This is a genomic window from Pseudomonas sp. LBUM1646 (genome assembly GCF_059716165.1).
The window spans coordinates 6,900,793-6,918,923 of the sequence record NZ_CP166810.1; the positions used below are offsets into that span (position 1 = coordinate 6,900,793).

Annotated in this window: 14 protein-coding genes; 5 read left to right on the forward strand and 9 right to left on the reverse strand. The window is 60.8% G+C overall.

Translation table 11 applies throughout. The features are described 5' to 3' along the window. The first annotated feature begins 2 nt into the window (after positions 1 to 2). Both ACA071_RS31580 and ACA071_RS31585 read left to right on the forward strand, forming a co-directional pair. On the forward strand, positions 3 to 1,340 hold the full coding sequence (locus ACA071_RS31580; RefSeq protein WP_497642562.1) for a dihydroorotase: 1,338 nt from the start codon (positions 3 to 5) through the stop codon (positions 1,338 to 1,340). 23 nt (positions 1,341 to 1,363) lie between these two features. Beyond that, a complete protein-coding gene (locus ACA071_RS31585; protein WP_497642563.1) occupies positions 1,364 to 2,257 on the forward strand; it encodes a His/Gly/Thr/Pro-type tRNA ligase C-terminal domain-containing protein in 894 nt (297 codons plus the stop codon). A gap of 76 nt (positions 2,258 to 2,333) precedes the next feature. Here ACA071_RS31585 and ACA071_RS31590 read toward each other — a convergent pair whose 3' ends face one another. Continuing rightward, positions 2,334 to 2,855 carry a DUF3617 domain-containing protein gene (locus tag ACA071_RS31590; protein WP_497642564.1) on the reverse strand — a complete coding sequence of 174 codons (522 nt, stop codon included), beginning with the start codon at positions 2,853 to 2,855 and terminating at the stop codon, positions 2,334 to 2,336. Between the two features lie 131 nt (positions 2,856 to 2,986). Between ACA071_RS31590 and cls the strand changes: the two genes are divergently transcribed. Beyond that, positions 2,987 to 4,426, forward strand: coding sequence for a cardiolipin synthase (gene cls, locus ACA071_RS31595; RefSeq protein ID WP_497642565.1), 1,440 nt, complete (start codon positions 2,987 to 2,989; stop codon positions 4,424 to 4,426). On the opposite strand, the gene cfaB is transcribed toward cls, so the two are convergent. The 5 genes from cfaB to hflK (ACA071_RS31620) form a co-directional block, all read right to left on the reverse strand. Further along, positions 4,423 to 5,607, reverse strand: coding sequence for a C17 cyclopropane fatty acid synthase CfaB (cfaB, locus tag ACA071_RS31600; protein WP_497642566.1), 1,185 nt, complete (start codon positions 5,605 to 5,607; stop codon positions 4,423 to 4,425). The genes cls and cfaB overlap by 4 nt on opposite strands. A gap of 226 nt (positions 5,608 to 5,833) precedes the next feature. Further along, on the reverse strand, positions 5,834 to 7,744 hold the full coding sequence (locus tag ACA071_RS31605; RefSeq protein ID WP_497642567.1) for a cation-translocating P-type ATPase: 1,911 nt from the start codon (positions 7,742 to 7,744) through the stop codon (positions 5,834 to 5,836). After that, positions 7,741 to 8,799, reverse strand: coding sequence for a protease modulator HflK (gene hflK / locus ACA071_RS31610; RefSeq protein ID WP_497642568.1), 1,059 nt, complete (start codon positions 8,797 to 8,799; stop codon positions 7,741 to 7,743). The genes ACA071_RS31605 and hflK (ACA071_RS31610) overlap by 4 nt, the downstream gene beginning before the upstream one ends. Next, on the reverse strand, positions 8,796 to 9,836 hold the full coding sequence (gene hflC, locus ACA071_RS31615; RefSeq protein ID WP_497642569.1) for a protease modulator HflC: 1,041 nt from the start codon (positions 9,834 to 9,836) through the stop codon (positions 8,796 to 8,798). The genes hflK (ACA071_RS31610) and hflC overlap by 4 nt, the downstream gene beginning before the upstream one ends. Continuing rightward, positions 9,833 to 11,794: a protease modulator HflK gene (gene hflK, locus ACA071_RS31620; RefSeq protein ID WP_497645415.1), complete on the reverse strand. Its 1,962-nt coding sequence runs from the start codon at positions 11,792 to 11,794 to the stop codon at positions 9,833 to 9,835. The genes hflC and hflK (ACA071_RS31620) overlap by 4 nt, the downstream gene beginning before the upstream one ends. 224 nt (positions 11,795 to 12,018) lie before the next feature. Here hflK (ACA071_RS31620) and lpdA point away from each other — a divergent pair, with 224 nt between their 5' ends. Continuing rightward, positions 12,019 to 13,419 carry a dihydrolipoyl dehydrogenase gene (lpdA, locus tag ACA071_RS31625; protein ID WP_497642570.1) on the forward strand — a complete coding sequence of 467 codons (1,401 nt, stop codon included), beginning with the start codon at positions 12,019 to 12,021 and terminating at the stop codon, positions 13,417 to 13,419. A gap of 108 nt (positions 13,420 to 13,527) precedes the next feature. Here the strand turns inward: lpdA and ACA071_RS31630 are convergent, their stop codons facing one another. After that, entirely contained in the window at positions 13,528 to 14,004 is a 477-nt protein-coding gene (locus ACA071_RS31630; protein WP_497642571.1) for an Lrp/AsnC family transcriptional regulator, read from the reverse strand. 145 nt (positions 14,005 to 14,149) lie between these two features. Here ACA071_RS31630 and ACA071_RS31635 point away from each other — a divergent pair, with 145 nt between their 5' ends. Continuing rightward, positions 14,150 to 14,779, forward strand: coding sequence for a LysE family translocator (locus tag ACA071_RS31635; protein WP_497642572.1), 630 nt, complete (start codon positions 14,150 to 14,152; stop codon positions 14,777 to 14,779). 3 nt (positions 14,780 to 14,782) lie between these two features. Here the strand turns inward: ACA071_RS31635 and ACA071_RS31640 are convergent, their stop codons facing one another. Both ACA071_RS31640 and ACA071_RS31645 read right to left on the reverse strand, forming a co-directional pair. Further along, positions 14,783 to 16,924 (reverse strand): hypothetical protein, encoded by a 2,142-nt coding sequence (locus ACA071_RS31640; protein WP_497642573.1) that lies wholly within the window; start codon positions 16,922 to 16,924, stop codon positions 14,783 to 14,785. After that, positions 16,911 to 18,107, reverse strand: a complete 1,197-nt coding sequence (locus tag ACA071_RS31645) for a DUF3142 domain-containing protein (RefSeq protein ID WP_497642574.1) — start codon at positions 18,105 to 18,107, stop codon at positions 16,911 to 16,913. The genes ACA071_RS31640 and ACA071_RS31645 overlap by 14 nt, the downstream gene beginning before the upstream one ends. Positions 18,108 to 18,131: the final 24 nt, after the last annotated feature.

Consider the following 18,131-nt stretch of genomic DNA (forward strand, 5'->3'; position numbering starts at 1 on the left):
CCATGAGCAGCGTGCTGATTCGCAATGCCCGGTTGGTGAACGAAGGTCGTGAGTTTGACGGCGATCTATTGGTCAGCAATGGTCGTATCGTCAAAATCGCCAGCAGCATCGAAGGCGAAACGGCGAACGTGGAGATCGATGCGCGGGGTCATTGGCTGCTGCCAGGGATGATCGACGACCAGGTGCATTTCCGTGATCCCGGGGCGCCGGACAAAGGCAGTTTCTACACCGAATCCCGAGCTGCGGTGGCGGGTGGCATCACCAGTTTCATGGACATGCCCAACACCCAGCCGGCCACCCTCACTCTCGATGCGCTGGCCGATAAAAAGCGCCGGGCGGCAATCAATTCAGTAGCCAATTACGGCTTCCATTTCGGTGTGAGCAACGACAACCTCGACACCGTTGCCGCGCTCAATCCTTGCGAAGTCGCCGGGGTGAAAGTGTTCATGGGCGCGTCCACCGGCAACATGCTGGTGGACGATCCGCGGATTCTTGAACGGCTGTTCGCCGAGGTGCCAACGATCCTGTTGGCGCACTGCGAACACACCCCGAGTATCGACGCCAACGCCGCGACCTTGCGAGCGTTGTACGGTGAACACATTACGGCCGAAGCCCATCCGCTGATTCGCAATGCCGAGGCGTGCTTTCGCTCCTCCTCAATGGCCGTGGACCTGGCCAAGCGTCACGGCACGCGGTTGCATGTTTTGCACCTGACCACAGCGCTCGAACTTGAATTGTTCGAAGACAAACCGTTGAGCCAGAAACACATCACCGCTGAAGTCTGTCTGCATCATCTGCTGTTCGATGATCGCGACTATCCGAGCCTTGGAAACCTGATCAAGTGCAACCCGGCGATCAAGTCCCAGACCGACCGCGACGCTTTGCGCCAAGCCCTGCTGAGCAACCGACTGGATGTAATCGGCAGCGATCATGCGCCCCACACCTGGGCCGAAAAACAGCGACCTTACAGTCAGGCACCGTCCGGTCTGCCGCTGGTGCAACACGCCCTCCCGGCGCTGTTGGAATTGGTGGCGGATGAAGTGCTGCCCGTCACCACCCTCGTGACCAAGACCAGTCACCGGGTGGCTGATCTGTTCGCGATTCCCGACCGTGGTTATTTGCGCGAGGGCTATTGGGCCGATCTGGTGCTGATCAAACCCGAGCCGGACGGCGTCCTCGTTTCCCAGCAACCGATCCTCTCCCAGTGCGGCTGGACGCCCTTCGTCCAACATCGTTTGCGCCATAGCGTCAGCACCACGCTGGTGTCGGGGCAAATTGCCTGGCACGCCAATCGTCTACATGACAGCTGTCAGGGATTGCCCCTGCGGTTCATGCGCTAACGTCCACATCCCGAGAAGCGACCATGATCCACATCACCCTGCCCGACGGCTCACTGCGCGAATACGATCAACCACTGTCCGTGTATGAGCTGGCGGCGAGTATCGGGCCCGCGTTGGCCAAAGCGGCGGTGGCCGGCCGGGTGGACGGTATTTTGGTGGACTGTGGGTTTGTGATTCAGGGTGATGCCCGGGTCAGTATTGTCACGCCTCAAGAACCGGATGGACTGGAGATCCTGCGCCGCTCCTGTGCGCTGATGCTGGCGATGGCGGTCAAACAACTGCATCCGAGTGTCCTGTTGCTCAAGGGATCGGCACTGGGTGACGGGTTCTTTTATGAGTTTGCGCTGCAGCGAATGTTAACGCTCGCCGACCTGACTCCGATTGAAGAGCGCATGCACATGCTTGCGGCGACCAACCATTCCATCCGACAGCGGCCATTGTCCTCAACCGAAAGGCATTCGGTGTATCGCCTGGGAGACGCCGAATACTTGACCCACGGTCCCCACGTTCCCGCCACCAAAGTGCTGCAAGCCTTCGCCCTTGATCATGTCGGCGGCACGTCACTGCAACGGATCTACGGGACTTGCTGGCCCAGCCAGCAGGAGCTGGCGCATTGGCGATCGCCGCCTCAAGTGATGGTCGTGAACATCGACGAGCGCCAGATTGCTTATACCCAATCGGTGACCGAGGAGCTTCGACGTAGCGGTGTGCGTGCTCAGGCAGATCTGCGCAACGAGAAGATCGGCTACAAGATTCGCCTGCACAGCGAACGGAGCGTGCCGTATCTGTTGGTGGTCGGAGAAAAGGAAAAGGACGGCGGGTTCGTCAGCGTGCGCAGTTGCAGCGGGGAGGATTTTGGGCGGATGCGGATTGATGAGGTGTGTGGGTTTTTACATCCTAAAGATTGCGGAGTTTGAAAGTACGCCATCGCGGGCAAGCCTTGCACCTACAGACATCACCGTCCGTAGGAGCAAAGCTTGTTCGCGATTGCTTTTAAGCCCTAGGCTTCACTGTCCCGCAATCCTGCCCAAGCCAAACAGCGCGGGTATCCAGACTGCCCTTCTGCTGAATGCCGGTCGCATTGAAAGTACCATTCACCTTGGTGGTGAACTCACGATCACTGAGGAACGTAGCAACACCCGCGCCTTGCGCTTTCGGACAACTGAAGCGGAATTTCCACTGGTTGCCGGTGCGATCAGTGATTTCCTGTTTGCAGCCCGATTGCGGATCCGTCAGCGGAATGTTGTCGGATGCGACTTGAGCCTGCGTCAGACACGCACGAATCCCCTTGCCGCCCATGGTGATGCCCTGCTTCTCCAGCTGCGCCCGTTGCTCCGGGGTCATCTGACCTTGCAACTGGCCGAGGATCAATTGCAGATCCGGCAGGTTCTGGTCATCGACTTTCATGTTGCTTGTGGTCAATTCCCACAGACCCGGTTGCAACATTTGCGCCTGAGCAACTACAGGAAGGGACAAACCAAGGGCCATGGCCAAACCCAGCAGACGAACGTTCATCGAGTAACTCCTGATCAATAGTGGCCGTTAGACGTCAGCCATGTGCTTCGGTTCATGGGCCAATTAAATAGCGACATTCTGCACGGAACATGGTCTTTTACGTATTGAATCTTCAGGAGCAAGGCTGCCCCATGGATTATTTTGGACCGCACGTTTTCGGTTATCTGATCGCGTTACTGCACTCGCTGGGCCTGATTGCCGCCATCCACGCCGTGTTGACCGTTCGGACTGCCCAAGGCTCGATCGCCTGGGCCCTGTCGTTGCTGTTCATTCCTTACCTGACGCTTATCCCGTACCTGGTCTTCGGCCGCAGTACCTTCGATGGTTACATCAAGGCCCGACGCCAGGCCAACGAAGAAATGCGCAAGGCCATCTCCGAGCTGAACTGGCGTCCCTGGGTCGAAGAAGCCCTGACCGCCCGCGCGTCCAATGCCTACGCGTCCTTGAGGGCGATGCCGAAACTGGGGCGCATGCCATGCCTGGCGAACAACGAAGTGCGCCTGTTGATCAACGGCACAGCCACCTTCGAGGCGATTTTTGAAGCGATCAGCCACGCGAAGGAAGCGGTACTGATCCAGTTCTTCATCATCCACGACGACCGCCTCGGCCAACGCCTGCAAACCCTGCTGCTGAAGAAAGCCGCCGAAGGCGTGGCGGTTTATCTACTGTACGACCGCATCGGCAGTCACTCGTTGCCCCATAGCTACGTGCAGCCATTGCGTGATGCCGGTGTCGAGGTCAAAGCCTTTGCCACCCGTAGCGGTTGGCTCAACCGGTTCCAGGTCAATTTCCGTAATCACCGCAAGATCGTGGTCGTAGACGGTGTGCTCGGGTTCGTCGGCGGGCACAACGTCGGCGACGAATACATGGGCGAAAAACCACCCTTGGCACCCTGGCGCGATACTCACGTTCAGGTACGCGGGCCGGTGGTGGCCTGCATGCAGGAATCCTTTGCCGAAGACTGGTTCTGGGCCGCCCGCTCACTGCCGCCGCTGATCCTGTCGGACGTTTACCCGGACGACGGCGTGCTCTGCCAATTGCTGGCCAGCGGCCCGGCGGATTCCTACGAAACCTGTTCACTGTTCTTCGTCGAAGCCATCCATGCGGCGACGGAACGCGTGTGGATCACCAGCCCCTACTTCATTCCGGACGAAGCAGTTTTCGCCGCATTACGCCTGGCGGTCCTGCGCGGTGTGGACGTTCGATTGCTGTTGCCGTCGCGGCCGGATCACCGAATCGTCTACGCCGCCTCCAGCCTCTACGCCTTTGAAGCCGTACGCGCGGGCGTGCGCGTGTTCCGTTACGAGCCCGGTTTCCTGCATCAGAAAGTGGTGTTGATCGACAGCGAAATCAGCGCCATCGGCAGCGCCAATCTGGACAACCGTTCATTCCGGCTGAATTTCGAAGTGATGTTGCTGACCGTCGACAGCGCATTTGCCGCCGAGGTGGAGCAGATGCTCAATGACGATTTCGCCCAAGCCCACGAAATCGCCAAAGAAGAAAGCCGGGAGACCCACCGCCTGCAACAGATCGGCATGCGGGTCGCCCGGCTTATTTCCCCGATACTTTAAGGGGTGTAGATGTCGTCGCGGGTCCAGGGCAGTTCATGGCTGCCATCCGGGTGGGCTTTCACCGCGAGAATCTGGTGCAGATTGATCCAGCCCTTGGCGAACGCATAAGCGCAACCGGCCAGGTACAGCCGCCAGATTCGCAACGCCTGTTGCGGCACCTCTTTAGCGGCGGCTTCCAGATTGTCTTCCAGGCGTTCGCTCCAGTGGTCGAGGGTGCGTGCGTAATGCAGGCGCAGGCTCTCGACATCGACGATCTCCAGCCCGACCTCGCTGATCTCGGCAGAGATCATCGACAGGTGCGGCAGTTCGCCGTTGGGGAACACATATTTCTCGATAAAATCACCGGCACCGCGTCCCACCGGACGGCCGTCGGTGTACTTGGCGGTGATCCCGTGGTTCATCACGAGGCCACCCTCCTTCACCGCGCCGAACAGAATTTTGCAGTACTCGGCCAGGTTCGCATGGCCAACGTGTTCGAACATGCCGACGCTGACCACCTTGTCGAAGCGCCCGTCCTGAGGCAGGTCGCGGTAGTCGAGCAATTGCAGCTCAATCAGATCTTCCAGGCCTTCTTCTTTGACCCGTTCCTGGGCCAGGGCCAGTTGCTCTTTGCTGAGGGTGATGCCGAATACCTTCGCGCCAAACTCACGGGCCGCATACCGCGCCAACCCACCCCAGCCACAACCGACATCCAGCAGGTAGTCGCCCGGTTGCAGCCGCAGCTTGCGGCACAAATGGCGGAACTTGGCTTGCTGGGCTTGCTCCAGGGTTTCACTGCCGGTCTCAAAATAGGCGCAGGAATACGCCATGTCGCTGTCGAGCCACAGCTGATAAAACGCATTGGAGAGGTCGTAGTGGTAGGAAATCGCCTTGGCGTCGGTTTCCTTGTCGTGGACGAGGCGAACCGGCTGGCTGTCCGCGTCACCGAGCATTGCCTGGCTCCATTCATCGCACACGCGGATCACGTCGCTGATGGAGCCTTCCAGCTCAAGTTTGCCTTCGACAAACGCCGCTCCTAGCGCATCAAGACTTGGATGAGTTAACTGGGTAACCATTTGCGGGTCCTTTACCACAATGGTGACGCTGGGCGTCGGCCCCAGATTGAATTCATGGCCATCCCAGAGTCGCAGGCGAAGCGGTAGCTGCAGATTCTGTAAGGCCGGTGGAAGTTGCGCGAGCATGGAAAATCCCCCTTATTTCAGACGTCTGATGTGAGGGTAGACCATCCTAGAAAAATAGCTGGCTATCGATTTAATAGCCTTTTTCTATATAGCTCGCGACGCTTCAAACCGCCGTCGTGAATCTGAAAAACAATGGTCCACACCTAGATGACTACAAAGTGAGCACACAGTTCTAAAAGTCTATATCGCTGAGACCTCCCGGTTTAGAGCGTTCTCGATGGGTATATCAGACTTCATCTTTCAACTTGAGTAGCGGTTCCTGAAACCGCAGCAAACGCCCGGCGTTGCCCAGTACCAACAGCGTGCTCAAGTTGTGCAGCAACGCGGCAATCATCGCCCCTGCCGCACCGAGCCAGCCGAAGGCCGCGAAGGCCACGATCGCCAAGGTCCAACCCAAACCGATGATCACGTTTACCTGCAACGTCTGCCGGCATTGGCGACTCAGCCGAACACAGGTCCCGAGCCGACGCAGATCACTGCCGATCAGCACGATGTCCGCCGACGCGAGGGCGATGTCCGCCCCACCCGCGCCCATGGCCACGCCGACGACGCCGGCCTTCAGCGCCAGCGAATCGTTGATGCCATCGCCGACCACCATCGGCCGGAAGCCGTTACCAATTTCCGTCATTACCCGATTGAGTTTGTCTTCGGGCAAGGCCTGGGCTTCGACGTCGCTGATACCGACATCCCGAGCCAGGGTATGCGCGACGCTTTGTCGATCGCCCGTGAGCAGCAGTTGCCGACCCAAACCCAGCTCGCGCAATTCATTCAGGGCAAAGCGTGCTTCCGGTTTGACCGTGTCTGCCAGCAACAGCCAGGCGAGGAATTCACCGTTCAGTGCCAGCCCGGCAATCGGCCCGTCGTGTTCGGGAACGGCGGAAGTGGCGATGCCCAACTGCGCGAACAACTCTGGCCGACCGAGCGCCGCCTCACCCTGTTCAGTCATGGCCACCACGCCCAACCCTTGGCGTTCGTGAATGTCCGAGAGCAGCAGGAAATGCTCCTGAGTCACCAGGCTGGCCAACGCCCGACTGACCGGGTGACTGCTTGCCGAACCAAGACTGGCGGCGAGTTTCAGCACGTGACTGCGGTCCTCCAACGGGCTGTCGATGGATTGCAGGCGCAAGGTGCCAAAGGTCAGCGTCCCGGTTTTATCCACCACCAGCGACGTCAGGTCTGCCAGCTCTTCGAGGAACGCCGAGCTGCGAATCAGAATCCCGTGACGTGCCGCCACAGCGACTCCGGCAATCGCCGTGGCTGGTGCCGACAACACCAGCGCACACGGACAAGCGGCCACCAGCACCGCGAGCATCGCTTGAGCATCGTTGGTGACGAACCAAGTCACCGCCGCCAGCAACAACACCAACACCATGTAGCTGCCGGCGTAACGCTCGAGCAAACGGGTAATTGGCGGCTTGGAACGCTCGGCGCTTTGCATCAGCGCGATGACCTTGCCGAGGGTCGATTCGTTGCCGGTGCGGGTCACTTCAATGCGCAACAGACCATCGAGATTGATCGCGCCACCGAACACGGTCATGCCGACCACCGCCTCCAACGGCACGGATTCTCCGGTAATCGATGCAGTGTCGAGGCTCGCTTGACCGGACAATACCCGGCCATCGGCGGGCACTCGATCTCCGGCGCGCACTTCCACCCTGTCGCCAGCCTTGAGCGTGCGGTTGTCGACTTCAATGATCACGCCATCAGCCTGGACCTTGCGCGCATGGCTGCGAGTCAGTTTGCCAAGGGCGTGAATCGCCTCCTGAGAACCGATCACGCTGCGCTCTTCCAGCACGTGACCGAAGATCATGATGATCGGCAGCAAGGCCGCGGTGAGTAAATCACCGGTGGCCCAGGCACCGAGCATGGCCAGGGCGATCAACTGATCGGTGATCCCATGCAGGCTTGGGTAACGCAAGCTGTACCAGGCCGAACGCATCACCGGCACGGCCACCAGCAACGAAGCGAAGCCCAGCAGCAATTGGCTGACCCCGGTTTGCTCCGGCGACACCCAGCGCCAGATCAATCCGAGCCCGAGCAAACCAAGGGCGAGCATCGCCAAGGTCAGTTGGCGCGCGGCGCTGCGTTGCTCGGCCGAGGACAACATGCTCGGAACGGCGGCGGTTTGGGCAGTCATTGTGCAGCTCCCTGAATGATCAGGCGGGAATCGTCTTTCGGATCGACCGTGGTCACCGAGCCGGCCTGACCGAGAATCTTCGGCATCCGCTCACGGTAAATACGCAGCAGCATTTGTGGGTCGGTGCCCTGCTGTTGTGCTTGGGCCAGGCTTAGCACGGTAGCGGTATCGGCTGAAGCTTTGGCCAATCGTTCACTGGCTTGGGCGTGAGCCACTTGCAGGGTGCGGTCGGCTAGTTCGTTGGCGGACTGGGTGAGTTTCTCGGCGTCGGTACGGGCGTTGGCCACGGCTTTGTCGGCCTGCTGACTGGCGGTGAGTACGGCGTTGAACGCGTTCACCGCAGGTCCGGGCAGACTCGATTGCACATCGACCCGGGCCACTTCAATCCCAATCCCCTGCCCGGTCGCGGTCAATTCAGCCAGGCGTTGGTTGATGCCCTGCACCAGATCACCGCGCAAGCGTTCCCGGCGTTCAGCTGCCTTGTTATCGGCGCCGATCAACTCTGGGCGCGCCACCAGAATGGTGTCCAGATCCCGCGCGGCAGTGAGCGCCACGGCGCTGCGAGTCACCAGACGATCCAGCGCCGGCAATACATGTTCACCTTGCAGGACGAAGTCGTACGGCGCGGTAACTTTGTAAAACACCCGCACATCGAGTTGCACCACGCCGGCATCACCGGTCAGTAAATACCCGGAGCCGGCGAGTGCATCACTGAGCGGCGTAGCAAATGTCGCCACGCGATCAGCCTGCAATGCCACATCACTTCGCAGCAGATTTTCTACTCGACGCTCAATGACCCGATCCGCTGCCGGCAACAAAATCACCTGTTCAAACGGCCGCGGCCACGCCAACAACAGACCGGCATTCTGGATGCGATCCAGCGCACCAAAGTGCAAAACCACGGCGCGATTTTGTGGATCAATCTGCCGCACATTGGAGAATGCCCAGGCCAAAGCAGCCAACACCGTGACCGCGTAAAGCGCCAAAAAAGCCAAGCGCCCGGCCTGAATCCAGGGGCTGCTTAATTCATTTGTTCCACGTGGAACCAAATTCATGGCTGCGATCCGGACTTGTTGTCGAGGTTCGGCGGACCGTCAACCAACACCCGGAATGGCGCGGCGTCGGTGCGCAAAATCAATTTGGTCCCCGGTGAAACAATCGTGCCCAAGGTGTCGAGCGAGCGCAGTAAGTTGTAGAGCTGCGGCGATCCGGCATAGGCGCGACCATAAATCTGTGCAGCTTCGACGCGGGATTGCGCTTCGATGTCGGCGGCTTTCACCGTGGCATCAGCCTGCACGATTCGCGCATCACGCTCAGCGGCGGAACGGATTTGCGCCGCTTCGCGCTTGCCGATAGCGGTGCGTTCGGTGGCAATTGTTTCACGCTCCGCGCGCATGCGATCGACGGTGGCGGTGAGTGTCACCGATGGCAGCGTCAAACGTTCGATGCCGACTTGCAGCACCCGCACGCCATAAGTGGTCAGCAACTGCTGATCGATTTGCTGACGCAACTGCGCTTCGAAATCGGCGATGTGCACCTGATTAGCATCGGTGTTCACCAGGTTGGCCAGGTCAAAACTGCTGGCGGTGGTTTCCAGTGCCGAGCCAACGAAGGTGCGAATCTGCCGCGCCGCTTCATCTGGCTGGTTCTGCACCGCGCGCATAAAGCGCTGCACGTTGTCCGGATCACCCTGCACCTGCCACGCCACGTACGCCTGAACGATGATGCGCAAACCGTCCCGCGTACCGACATCCTGCAAACCGCTGGAAGTGGTTCGCAAGCGTAGATCCACGGGAATCGCCGCTTCAAACGGCGCCGGCCAACGCCAGCCCAGACCCGGCTCCAGCAACACCCGCGACGGATTGCCGAAACGGGTAATCACCGTGGCCTCCCCCGAGCGCACTTGCACCAGGCTTGCTGCCGCGACGGCGAACGCCACCAGCAGCGCCGCCCAGCCCATGCGCCGCCACGGGAATGGGCCGGCTTCCTGGGGATCACCGTGGTGATGGTGATGATGACCGTGGTGATGCCCGCCATGGCCGTGATCGTGGCCAGTGTGGTCATCGTGATCGTGAGTATTCGACTGGCTCAATGGGTGGCTCCTGGCTGAGCGGTGTTACGCGGCGACGCAGGGTCTGCCGGCAGCGTGAACGTACGCAGGTCAATGGTCGGCGCGTTGCTGCTGCCGCCCAGGCGATGGTCGAGAACCAGTAGCTTGGCGTTGGCTAGGCCTTGGGTTAGCTGACTGAAATATTGCTCCAGCACAAAGGCCTGGCCGGCGCTGGCGTAGGCTTTGCGCTCGGCGCTGAAGCGCAGGTCTGACGCCTGCGCAGTCGCGTTGATTTCATGGGCATTGGCGGTGGCTTGATCACGGGCAATACTGGCCTGCAATTGCGCCTGGTTCGTGGCTTCCGCTGCGGCACCGCGCTCACGGGAGATCAATGCCTGGGCGCCAATCTGCGCCGCCTGCACAGCGTGATAAGCGTTGGCAGCGCCGGCCGGCGGGTGAATCGCCTCGACCACGGTGGCGAGAATTTCCACGCCGCTGTCGAGTTTTTTCAGGTCAGCCTGAACGGCGCGACCGATCTCTTCGCCCAGCCCTACCCTGTCCTCGCCGAGCAAACCGTCGAGGGTTCGCGAGGCGAAGTCATGCACCAGAATCCGGCTGGCGGTGCTGCGAATCAGCGTCGGCACATCAGCGCTGTTGTAGGTCGCGGCCAGTGCGTCCTTATCACTGAGGCCAATGCGATAGACAAAGCGCACGTCCATGTTGACGATCTGGAAGCTCTGTTTGTCGGCGCGGCTGCTGGCGATGACTTGGGATTTATCGTTCACATGACTGGCGTCCCACAAGCGATTGGCAATCGCCGGTGCCGGGCCTTCTGCCGGTTCGGCCACCACTGGCGCGGTGGCTTCACTGCTGGTGGCCAACTCATGGACCACGCCGTTTTCGACGCCCAGCACCCGGCCCAACGGCCAAGGCAAACCCGCGTGCAAGCCCGGGCCGAACACCTCCACCGGTTTGCCGAAACGTTCGTAGATCCCACGCCCTTGCAACGGGATTTCGTGAATGCCGGTGAGCGACCAACCGACAATCGCCACCACCGCCAGCACCGGAAAGAACGCCCGGCGCATATAAGTGAAGGCCCAGATTTGCCGCAGGTCGATGCCGAAGCGGTTGTGCAATTCGTGCTGCAACGCCAGCAATGGTTGTGGCGGCCAGCGCAGCATGTCAGCGACAAAGCTGCGCGCCAGCAATGAGGGTTCAAGTTGCTCACGCTGTGGACTGAACAGCGACAGCACCGCCCGCAGCAACAGTTCGACGGCCACCAGCCCCGGCAGCAAACCGATCAGCACCGCCAGACGCACTGGCCAGACTGAGGTTTCATTGCCGAACAACAGGCAAAGCGCGCCCAGTACCAGGCAAATAATCGCTACGCGCGTCAGCTGTGCCAGAGCCCCTGCTTCGGGCCATTCGGCGGTGTTTTCCTGGGCCAGTTGACGCTCCAGCACCAGCAGACCGAAAGCCAGCAGCAGTGACAGCGCGGCGCCGATACTGGCGGAGACACCCAGCGTGGCCGGGGTTAGCGCTAGGCTCCAGAACTGTTCGATGCTGAACAACGCCAAAAACGCCCATCCAGCCAGCCAAAACGTCGGCGCGCCGATCTGCGCCAGCATGTGCAGCCAACGCTGGCTGAGCCGATCCAGCAATCGTTCGTACCAGCCCACCGGCGCAACGGTTTCCTCGTCGACGACGACAGGCACAGAGACGCTCGGATTCAATGCCTGCGCGCGCCATTGGGTCACCCACCACGCCGATTGCAAACCGGCGACCAGCACCAGTAAACCGGCGCTCTGACTTACCAGCAGCGCAGCCCACAGCGACTGCGGCGCAAACAACCCGGTGAAAAACGCCAGCAACAGCCCTACCGCCGCCACGGCGCTCAGGCCGATTGCGTACTGACGCAGCCGTCGCCCGTGAAACAGCGCTTGCTGAAAGCGCGGCAACCCGGCTACTTGCGTTCCATCGACATCAAGATCGACTTGCATACCACCCCAGTGTTTATCGTTGCTGACGTCGAACCCCGTCACATCTCGTTACCTTATAACGAAAGTGGTGAAATTTCCGTTCTAAATCGCTCTATCTAAAGGTGCGCAACCTGTCGCTTGGCTGAAGCCTTGACCGAAATGCTGCGCAACGCACATATTACGTTCGTAATTTTTATCAACAGCTACGGTTACCGATCCGGTCCCTTCACTCCAGGAGTAACAGCATGAGCACCTATGACATCGTGATTCTGGGCGGAGGCCCGGGCGGTTATAACGCTGCGATCCGCGCAGGCCAACTGGGCCTCAAAGCCGCTTGCGTCGAAGGCCGCGCCACCCTCGGCGGTACTTGCCTGAACGTCGGCTGCATGCCGTCCAAGGCGCTGCTTCACGCTTCCGAACTCTACGATGCGGCCATGGGCGCGGAATTTGCCAACCTGGGGATCGAGGTCAAACCAACCCTCAACCTCGCGCAAATGATGAAGCAGAAGGATGAAAGCGTTACCGGGCTGACCAAGGGCATCGAGTTTCTGTTTCGCAAGAACAAAGTCGACTGGATCAAGGGCTGGGGACATATCGACAGGCCGGGCAAGGTCACCGTGACCGATAGTCAGGGCGCCAAGACCGAGCTGAGCGCCAAGGACATCATCATCGCCACCGGCTCCGAGCCCACTCCCCTGCCCGGCGTGGACATCGATAACCAACGCATCCTCGACTCCACCGGCGCGCTGTCCCTGGTCGAAGTGCCGAAGCATCTGGTGGTGATTGGTGCCGGGGTGATCGGTCTGGAGCTGGGTTCGGTCTGGCGGCGCCTGGGCGCTCAGGTGACGGTGGTCGAATTCCTCGACCGGATCTGCCCCGGTGTCGATGGCGAGGCCGGCAAAACCCTGCAGCGCTCATTGACCAAGCAAGGCATCAGTTTCAAGTTGAGTTCGAAAGTCACCAGCGCCACCACCTCGGCCAACGGCGTGCAGCTCAGCGTCGAGCCTTCCGCCGGTGGCACCGCCGAGTTGCTGGAAGCCGATTACGTACTGGTGGCCATCGGGCGCCGGCCTTACACCCAAGGGCTGGGGCTGGAGAACGTCGGCCTCGCCACCGACAAGCGCGGCATGCTCGCCAACAAAGGGCACCGTACCGAGGCCGCTGGTATCTGGGTGATTGGCGACGTCACGTCCGGGCCGATGCTCGCGCACAAGGCTGAAGACGAAGCCATGGCCTGCATCGAGCAGATCGTCGGCAAGGCCGGCGAGGTCAATTACGACCTGATCCCCAACGTGATTTACACCCGACCGGAGCTGGCCAGCGTCGGCAAGACCGAAGAACAGCTCAAGGCTGAAGGTCGCGCCTACAAGGTTGGCAAATTCCCGTTCACCGCCAACAGCCGAGCGAAAATCAACCACGAGACCGAAGGCTTCGCCAAAGTGCTGGCCGATGAGCGCACTGACGAAATCCTCGGCGTGCATCTGGTCGGCCCGAGCGTCAGTGAAATGATCGGCGAATATTGCGTAGCCATGGAGTTCAGCGCCTCGGCCGAAGACATTGCCCTGACCTGCCACCCGCACCCGACTCGCTCCGAGGCATTGCGCCAGGCGGCGATGAATGTGGAGGGGATGGCGACGCAGATGTAGCCCTGATGATCGTTCCCACGCTCCGCGTGGGAATGCCTCAAGGGACGCTCCGCGTCCAGTGACGCGGAGCGTCACGGCTGCATTCCCACGCGGAGCGTGGGAACGATCCTAACTCGCGGGTAAATGTTCTAAAGGCAACGCCCCCGGCGTCTTCACTGTGTGAATCGCAAAGTTGCTACGGATATCACTCACCCCCGGCAACTTCAGCAACCGCCCGGTGAGAAACCGGTCATAGGCACGCAGGTCCGGCACCACCACCTGCAGCAGAAAGTCCGACTCCCCTGACACCAGAAACGCTGATATCACCTCCGGCAGCGCCGTCACCGCCTCACGAAACGCGTCAGCCTGTTCATCGTTGTGCCGTTCAACCTTGACCCCGACAAACACCGTCAACCCCAGCCCCACTTCATCGCGATCGAGGTTGGCCTGATAGCCGCGAATCACCCCCGCCTCTTCGAGCATCCGCACCCGGCGCAAGCACGGCGAAGCCGACAAACCGATCTCCTCAGCCAATTGCACATTGCTCAGGCGCCCATCCCGTTGCAGGGCGGCAAGAATCTTGCGGTCGTAGGCGTCCAGTTTCATGGTTTGGCAGATCCTGATGGTCAATGCTTCATAACGTGGCAGGTTATGCCAATCCAATAAGTTATAGAAGCGAACTACGCAAGCACCTGCCCTGCCCTCCCGCCCTAGACTGACCCTACCAAATCGACAACGAATGGGGTGCAACGTGGCGGGACTCTGGCTGTTTTTCATGGCGCTGGCGGTGGTGTATCTATTGCCTGGGCCGGACATGATTCTGCTGCTGCAAACCGGTGCCCGTCAGGGCAAAGGCGCAGCGCTGGCCACGGCGATTGGCCTGGGCATCGCCCGAGGTTGTCATGTGGCCTTGGCGGCGCTGGGGCTGGCGGCGTTGTTCAAAGCAGCGCCCTGGACCTTCGATGTGGTGCGCCTCGCCGGGGCCGCGTACCTGTTGTGGATCGGCATTCAGTGCCTGCGCACCACCATGCTGCCGAGCCTGAATGGCGCAGGCGCAACGGCCGAAAAACCGCGCTGGCGGGAATCGATCCAGCGCGGTTTGCTGACCAACCTGCTCAATCCCAAGGCGCTGTTGTTCTGTTCGGTGTTACTGCCGCAGTTCATCAATCCTCAGGCCGGCCCGGTACTCGCTCAGTTCGCCACCCTTGGCGTGATGCTGGTCGGTGTCGGTTTGCTGTTCGACAGCGCCTACGCGCTGGTCGGCGCCGCGCTCGGGCGTTGGCTGCAACGCAGCCCGTCCGCCCAACGTGTACAGCAATGGCTGTTCGGCAGCCTGTTGATCGGTTTCGCGGTGAGGCTAACCTTTGTTCAACAGGCTTGAGCCTTACTGCGCTTTACGGCGACGGCGGTTGATCAACAGCAAAGCCGCCGCCACCACGACCACCACACCGCCAATCTGCACCGGCTTCTTGTAAGGCCGCAACGCTGAACGCACGGAATCCGTGGCCTGAGTCACGTAGCGTTTGCTGGCGTTTTGAAAGTCCGGATAAGGGCACTGATGGCCGAAGTCTCCGGCCCAGGTTACGTACGGGCCTTCCTTGACGTAGCGTTGATAGAACGCGCTTTGCTCCTCAAGGCTGGAATTCCATCCCGAAGCCGCACACAGCACGGCCGCAAAGGCCTGACTGGTGTGCGGTAAATTGTCGGCGGCGCGACTGGCCAGTGCCGTGGCGACGAATCGGTAGTGAAAACGAACGTCTGGCTGAGCAGCGCTGGCCTGTTGGCGCTGGACCTCACCCTCGGACACCAGCGGTCCGACTTTCAGTTCGGTGGTCTCCAGGCTGTAGTTACCATCGAACAACGAGGCGTAATCCGGAGCCATCTCATAGCCGAGGATCTCCATCCCCCACTGTCGAGCCAATGCGCCGGCGTTGAACAACGCGGCGGCGCGAGTGGTTGGCCACCAGGCAGCATCGGCCTCTTGACGTAACTGTGCGTAGGCCTTGGCCTTGTTCTGCAAATCGACATTGTCGAAGTACCCCGGCGCTTCGTCGTATCGCTCTTCACGCAACAACCGCCGCCCGAGCAAATCGCGCAGGCTCGCGGCCACCGGCAACGGCACATAGTTGTCGCGTTCCTGCTGAGTCAGCGGCGGCACTGCCGGCACTTGCGTGTCGACGTAATGCTTGAGTTCATCGACGGTCAGCACTCGCTCGGCAACGGTGGCCGCATCGAGCCAGTAAACGCCTTTACTGCGATAGAGCTGATCGAAGGCTTGCAGGTAATCGCCCCGTTGCAGGGCGAGGATCGCGCTTTCACCCTCGACCCGGCATTTGGGCTGGACGATGATGCCTTCAAAATCCCAGTCAGGTGTGGGCCGCTCGCCCCAGGATTCATTCTGCGGGAACGCCTGGGCCGCTTTCGCATAGGCTGCGGTCGCCGCGGTTTTATCGCCCTCGCGCAGCGCCAGTTTGGCCCGCACCCACCACGCCAGGCCGCCGTCGCCGGCGTGTTCGACGAAGGCCTTGGCGCTGGCGTAGTCGCCCTGTTGATAATTCAGTGCTGCCAGGCGATCGGCATTGTCGAGGCTGCCGCGCGTACTGACTTGCAGCCGTTGGATAAGTTTTTTCTCGCCCGGCGGTTGTCCATCAAATGACCAGCCAACGCGACTGATCAACGAGGCGGTGATCAATTGCTGAACGGTTTTGCCTTTGAGTAACACGGTCAACTCATCGTCGGGCAGCGCCGTGAGTTCAGCCATCAACTGCTTGAGCGAGGAGTAACCCACCGCCGAACCGTGGATGTTTTGCGTGGCGTAGAGCTCGATCGCGCGGTTCCAGTCACCCGCCGTGCGAACGACGCGCGCTTCTTCGCCGAGGCTGGCGACGCCCAGCTCCAGTGGGTCGCTGAAGCCATCAATGCTCAGTTGACGAGTCTGCTCGAAAGCCTTCTGCGACTGGGCCAGCAGATCCGGCCCGGCGTCTGCCTCGGCACTCATTTCATACAGCGCCCGGCCCAACGAATACGCCGCCCAGGTGCTGCGCAGCGCCCGTTGATCCGCTGGCAGTGCCAGCACTTTCTGGAAATATTCGGCAGCCAGTCCGTGATCCCCGGTGTTGAACGCCACGGCGCCCGCCAGATACAGCCGCAGATCAACCGGCAGACTCGCGCCGTGAATCTCCACCTGATGCGCATCCGTCAGGCTGCGCAGTTTTTTTACCAGCGCTTGCTGTTCAACGGTCAAACCGGACTGCTCGGCGTTATCCCGTTGATCGGTGTAGGACGGCGTCTCGCCGTAGCCGTTGTCCACGCTGTTGGTCGCAGCAGTGACATTCTTCAGCCCGGCAATGGCATGCCCGAGGCGATTGATCTCGAATTTGAAGTTGCCTTCCGGCAGTTCCGCCAGTGACTGGCCACGATCGTCCAGCAGGCGCATCGGGAAATCCGGCCCGCAGGCCAGCGCCGAACCCAGCGGCAAACTGAGGCTCAGGCAGAGCAGATGGCGGGGCCAGTTACGGGTGAACATTCGAACCTCCTTGATCAATATGTGTACAGCGTGCCCAACCAATGGCGCGTTGTCCGCCGGCCGGAATTCGGCCGTCGCGCAGGCGGGTGAAGGTAAGCAGATCCGGGCTTTGTTGCAACGCATAACCGGCCAGGGCATCGGCGCCGTCACAGCCTTGCACCGCCAGTGTCAGGCGTTCAGGCCAGGCATTGTCGAGATTGCCCTGGTTGGTGACGCTGATGTCATAGAGGCCGCTTTGTTCGGAGAGTTGCAGGTTGAGCCGACTGTCGAGCACATCACCGCGGGCCACGGCGCCCAGGGTCGCCAGGCTCCAGGCGCGGCGATCACCGGCCAACGGCAGGCGAAACCAGATCAGCCCGGCGAGGTGGGTCGGCGGATCGTTGCGCAAGTCCAGGGCCAGTTGGCGCAGTTGCAGCGGGTCGGCCAACAGTTCCCGGCGTTCACCACCGCGCTCGATGGGCACTTCGCTTTCCACGACCGGTGCGCCACTGGCCCCCGGCAACAACGCCACGCCATACGCCGGCAGGGCCAGATAGAAGGGTTTAGCCGTCACGCGGCTCCAGGCCTTGGCCCATTGTTTGGCCTGATCCACGTCGAACAAACCCCGGCGCGGATCACTGACTGCATGCACCTGCAATACGCTGCTATCGACCGTTGCCAACAGCCCAGGCAGTTCAGGGCTGTCGAGCCAGGCCGGCAATGCGGTGATGCTCAGCGGTAAGGAGGCCGGCAGTGCGGCGCGCAACTGCGTGAGGAATGCCCGATAGGCCGGCAGTCGAGCGTTGCCGGCATCGTGGTCGACTTCCACGCCGGCCACGGTCAAGCCTTGGGTTTGCCAGTCGCCAAGCACTTGCTGGACTTGCGCAATGACCTCGTCCTGATCCAGCGCCTTGAGTTGACCATCCAGGCGAATCACCGCGATCAGCGGCCGAGCGTCCTGTTTGAGCAACGCCGAATCGACCCGCGCCCGTTTCCAGCCTTCCTGGGGAAAGGCCTGCAACGCCAGCACGCGCAAAGTCGAAAAATCGGCATGACTGTCCCGCAGCGCGGCTTCGTGGGCCGGGGTCCATTGCCGTTGCCAGATGTAGAGTTGTTGATCGAGTGGGGGTGCGTCGTGTTGCTCGCAACCATTGAGCATCAGCAAAGCGGCAAGTAAAGCCGCCAAACGAGTGAAAAAATACATGAAGCCCCTTGAGCCGAATCCGAT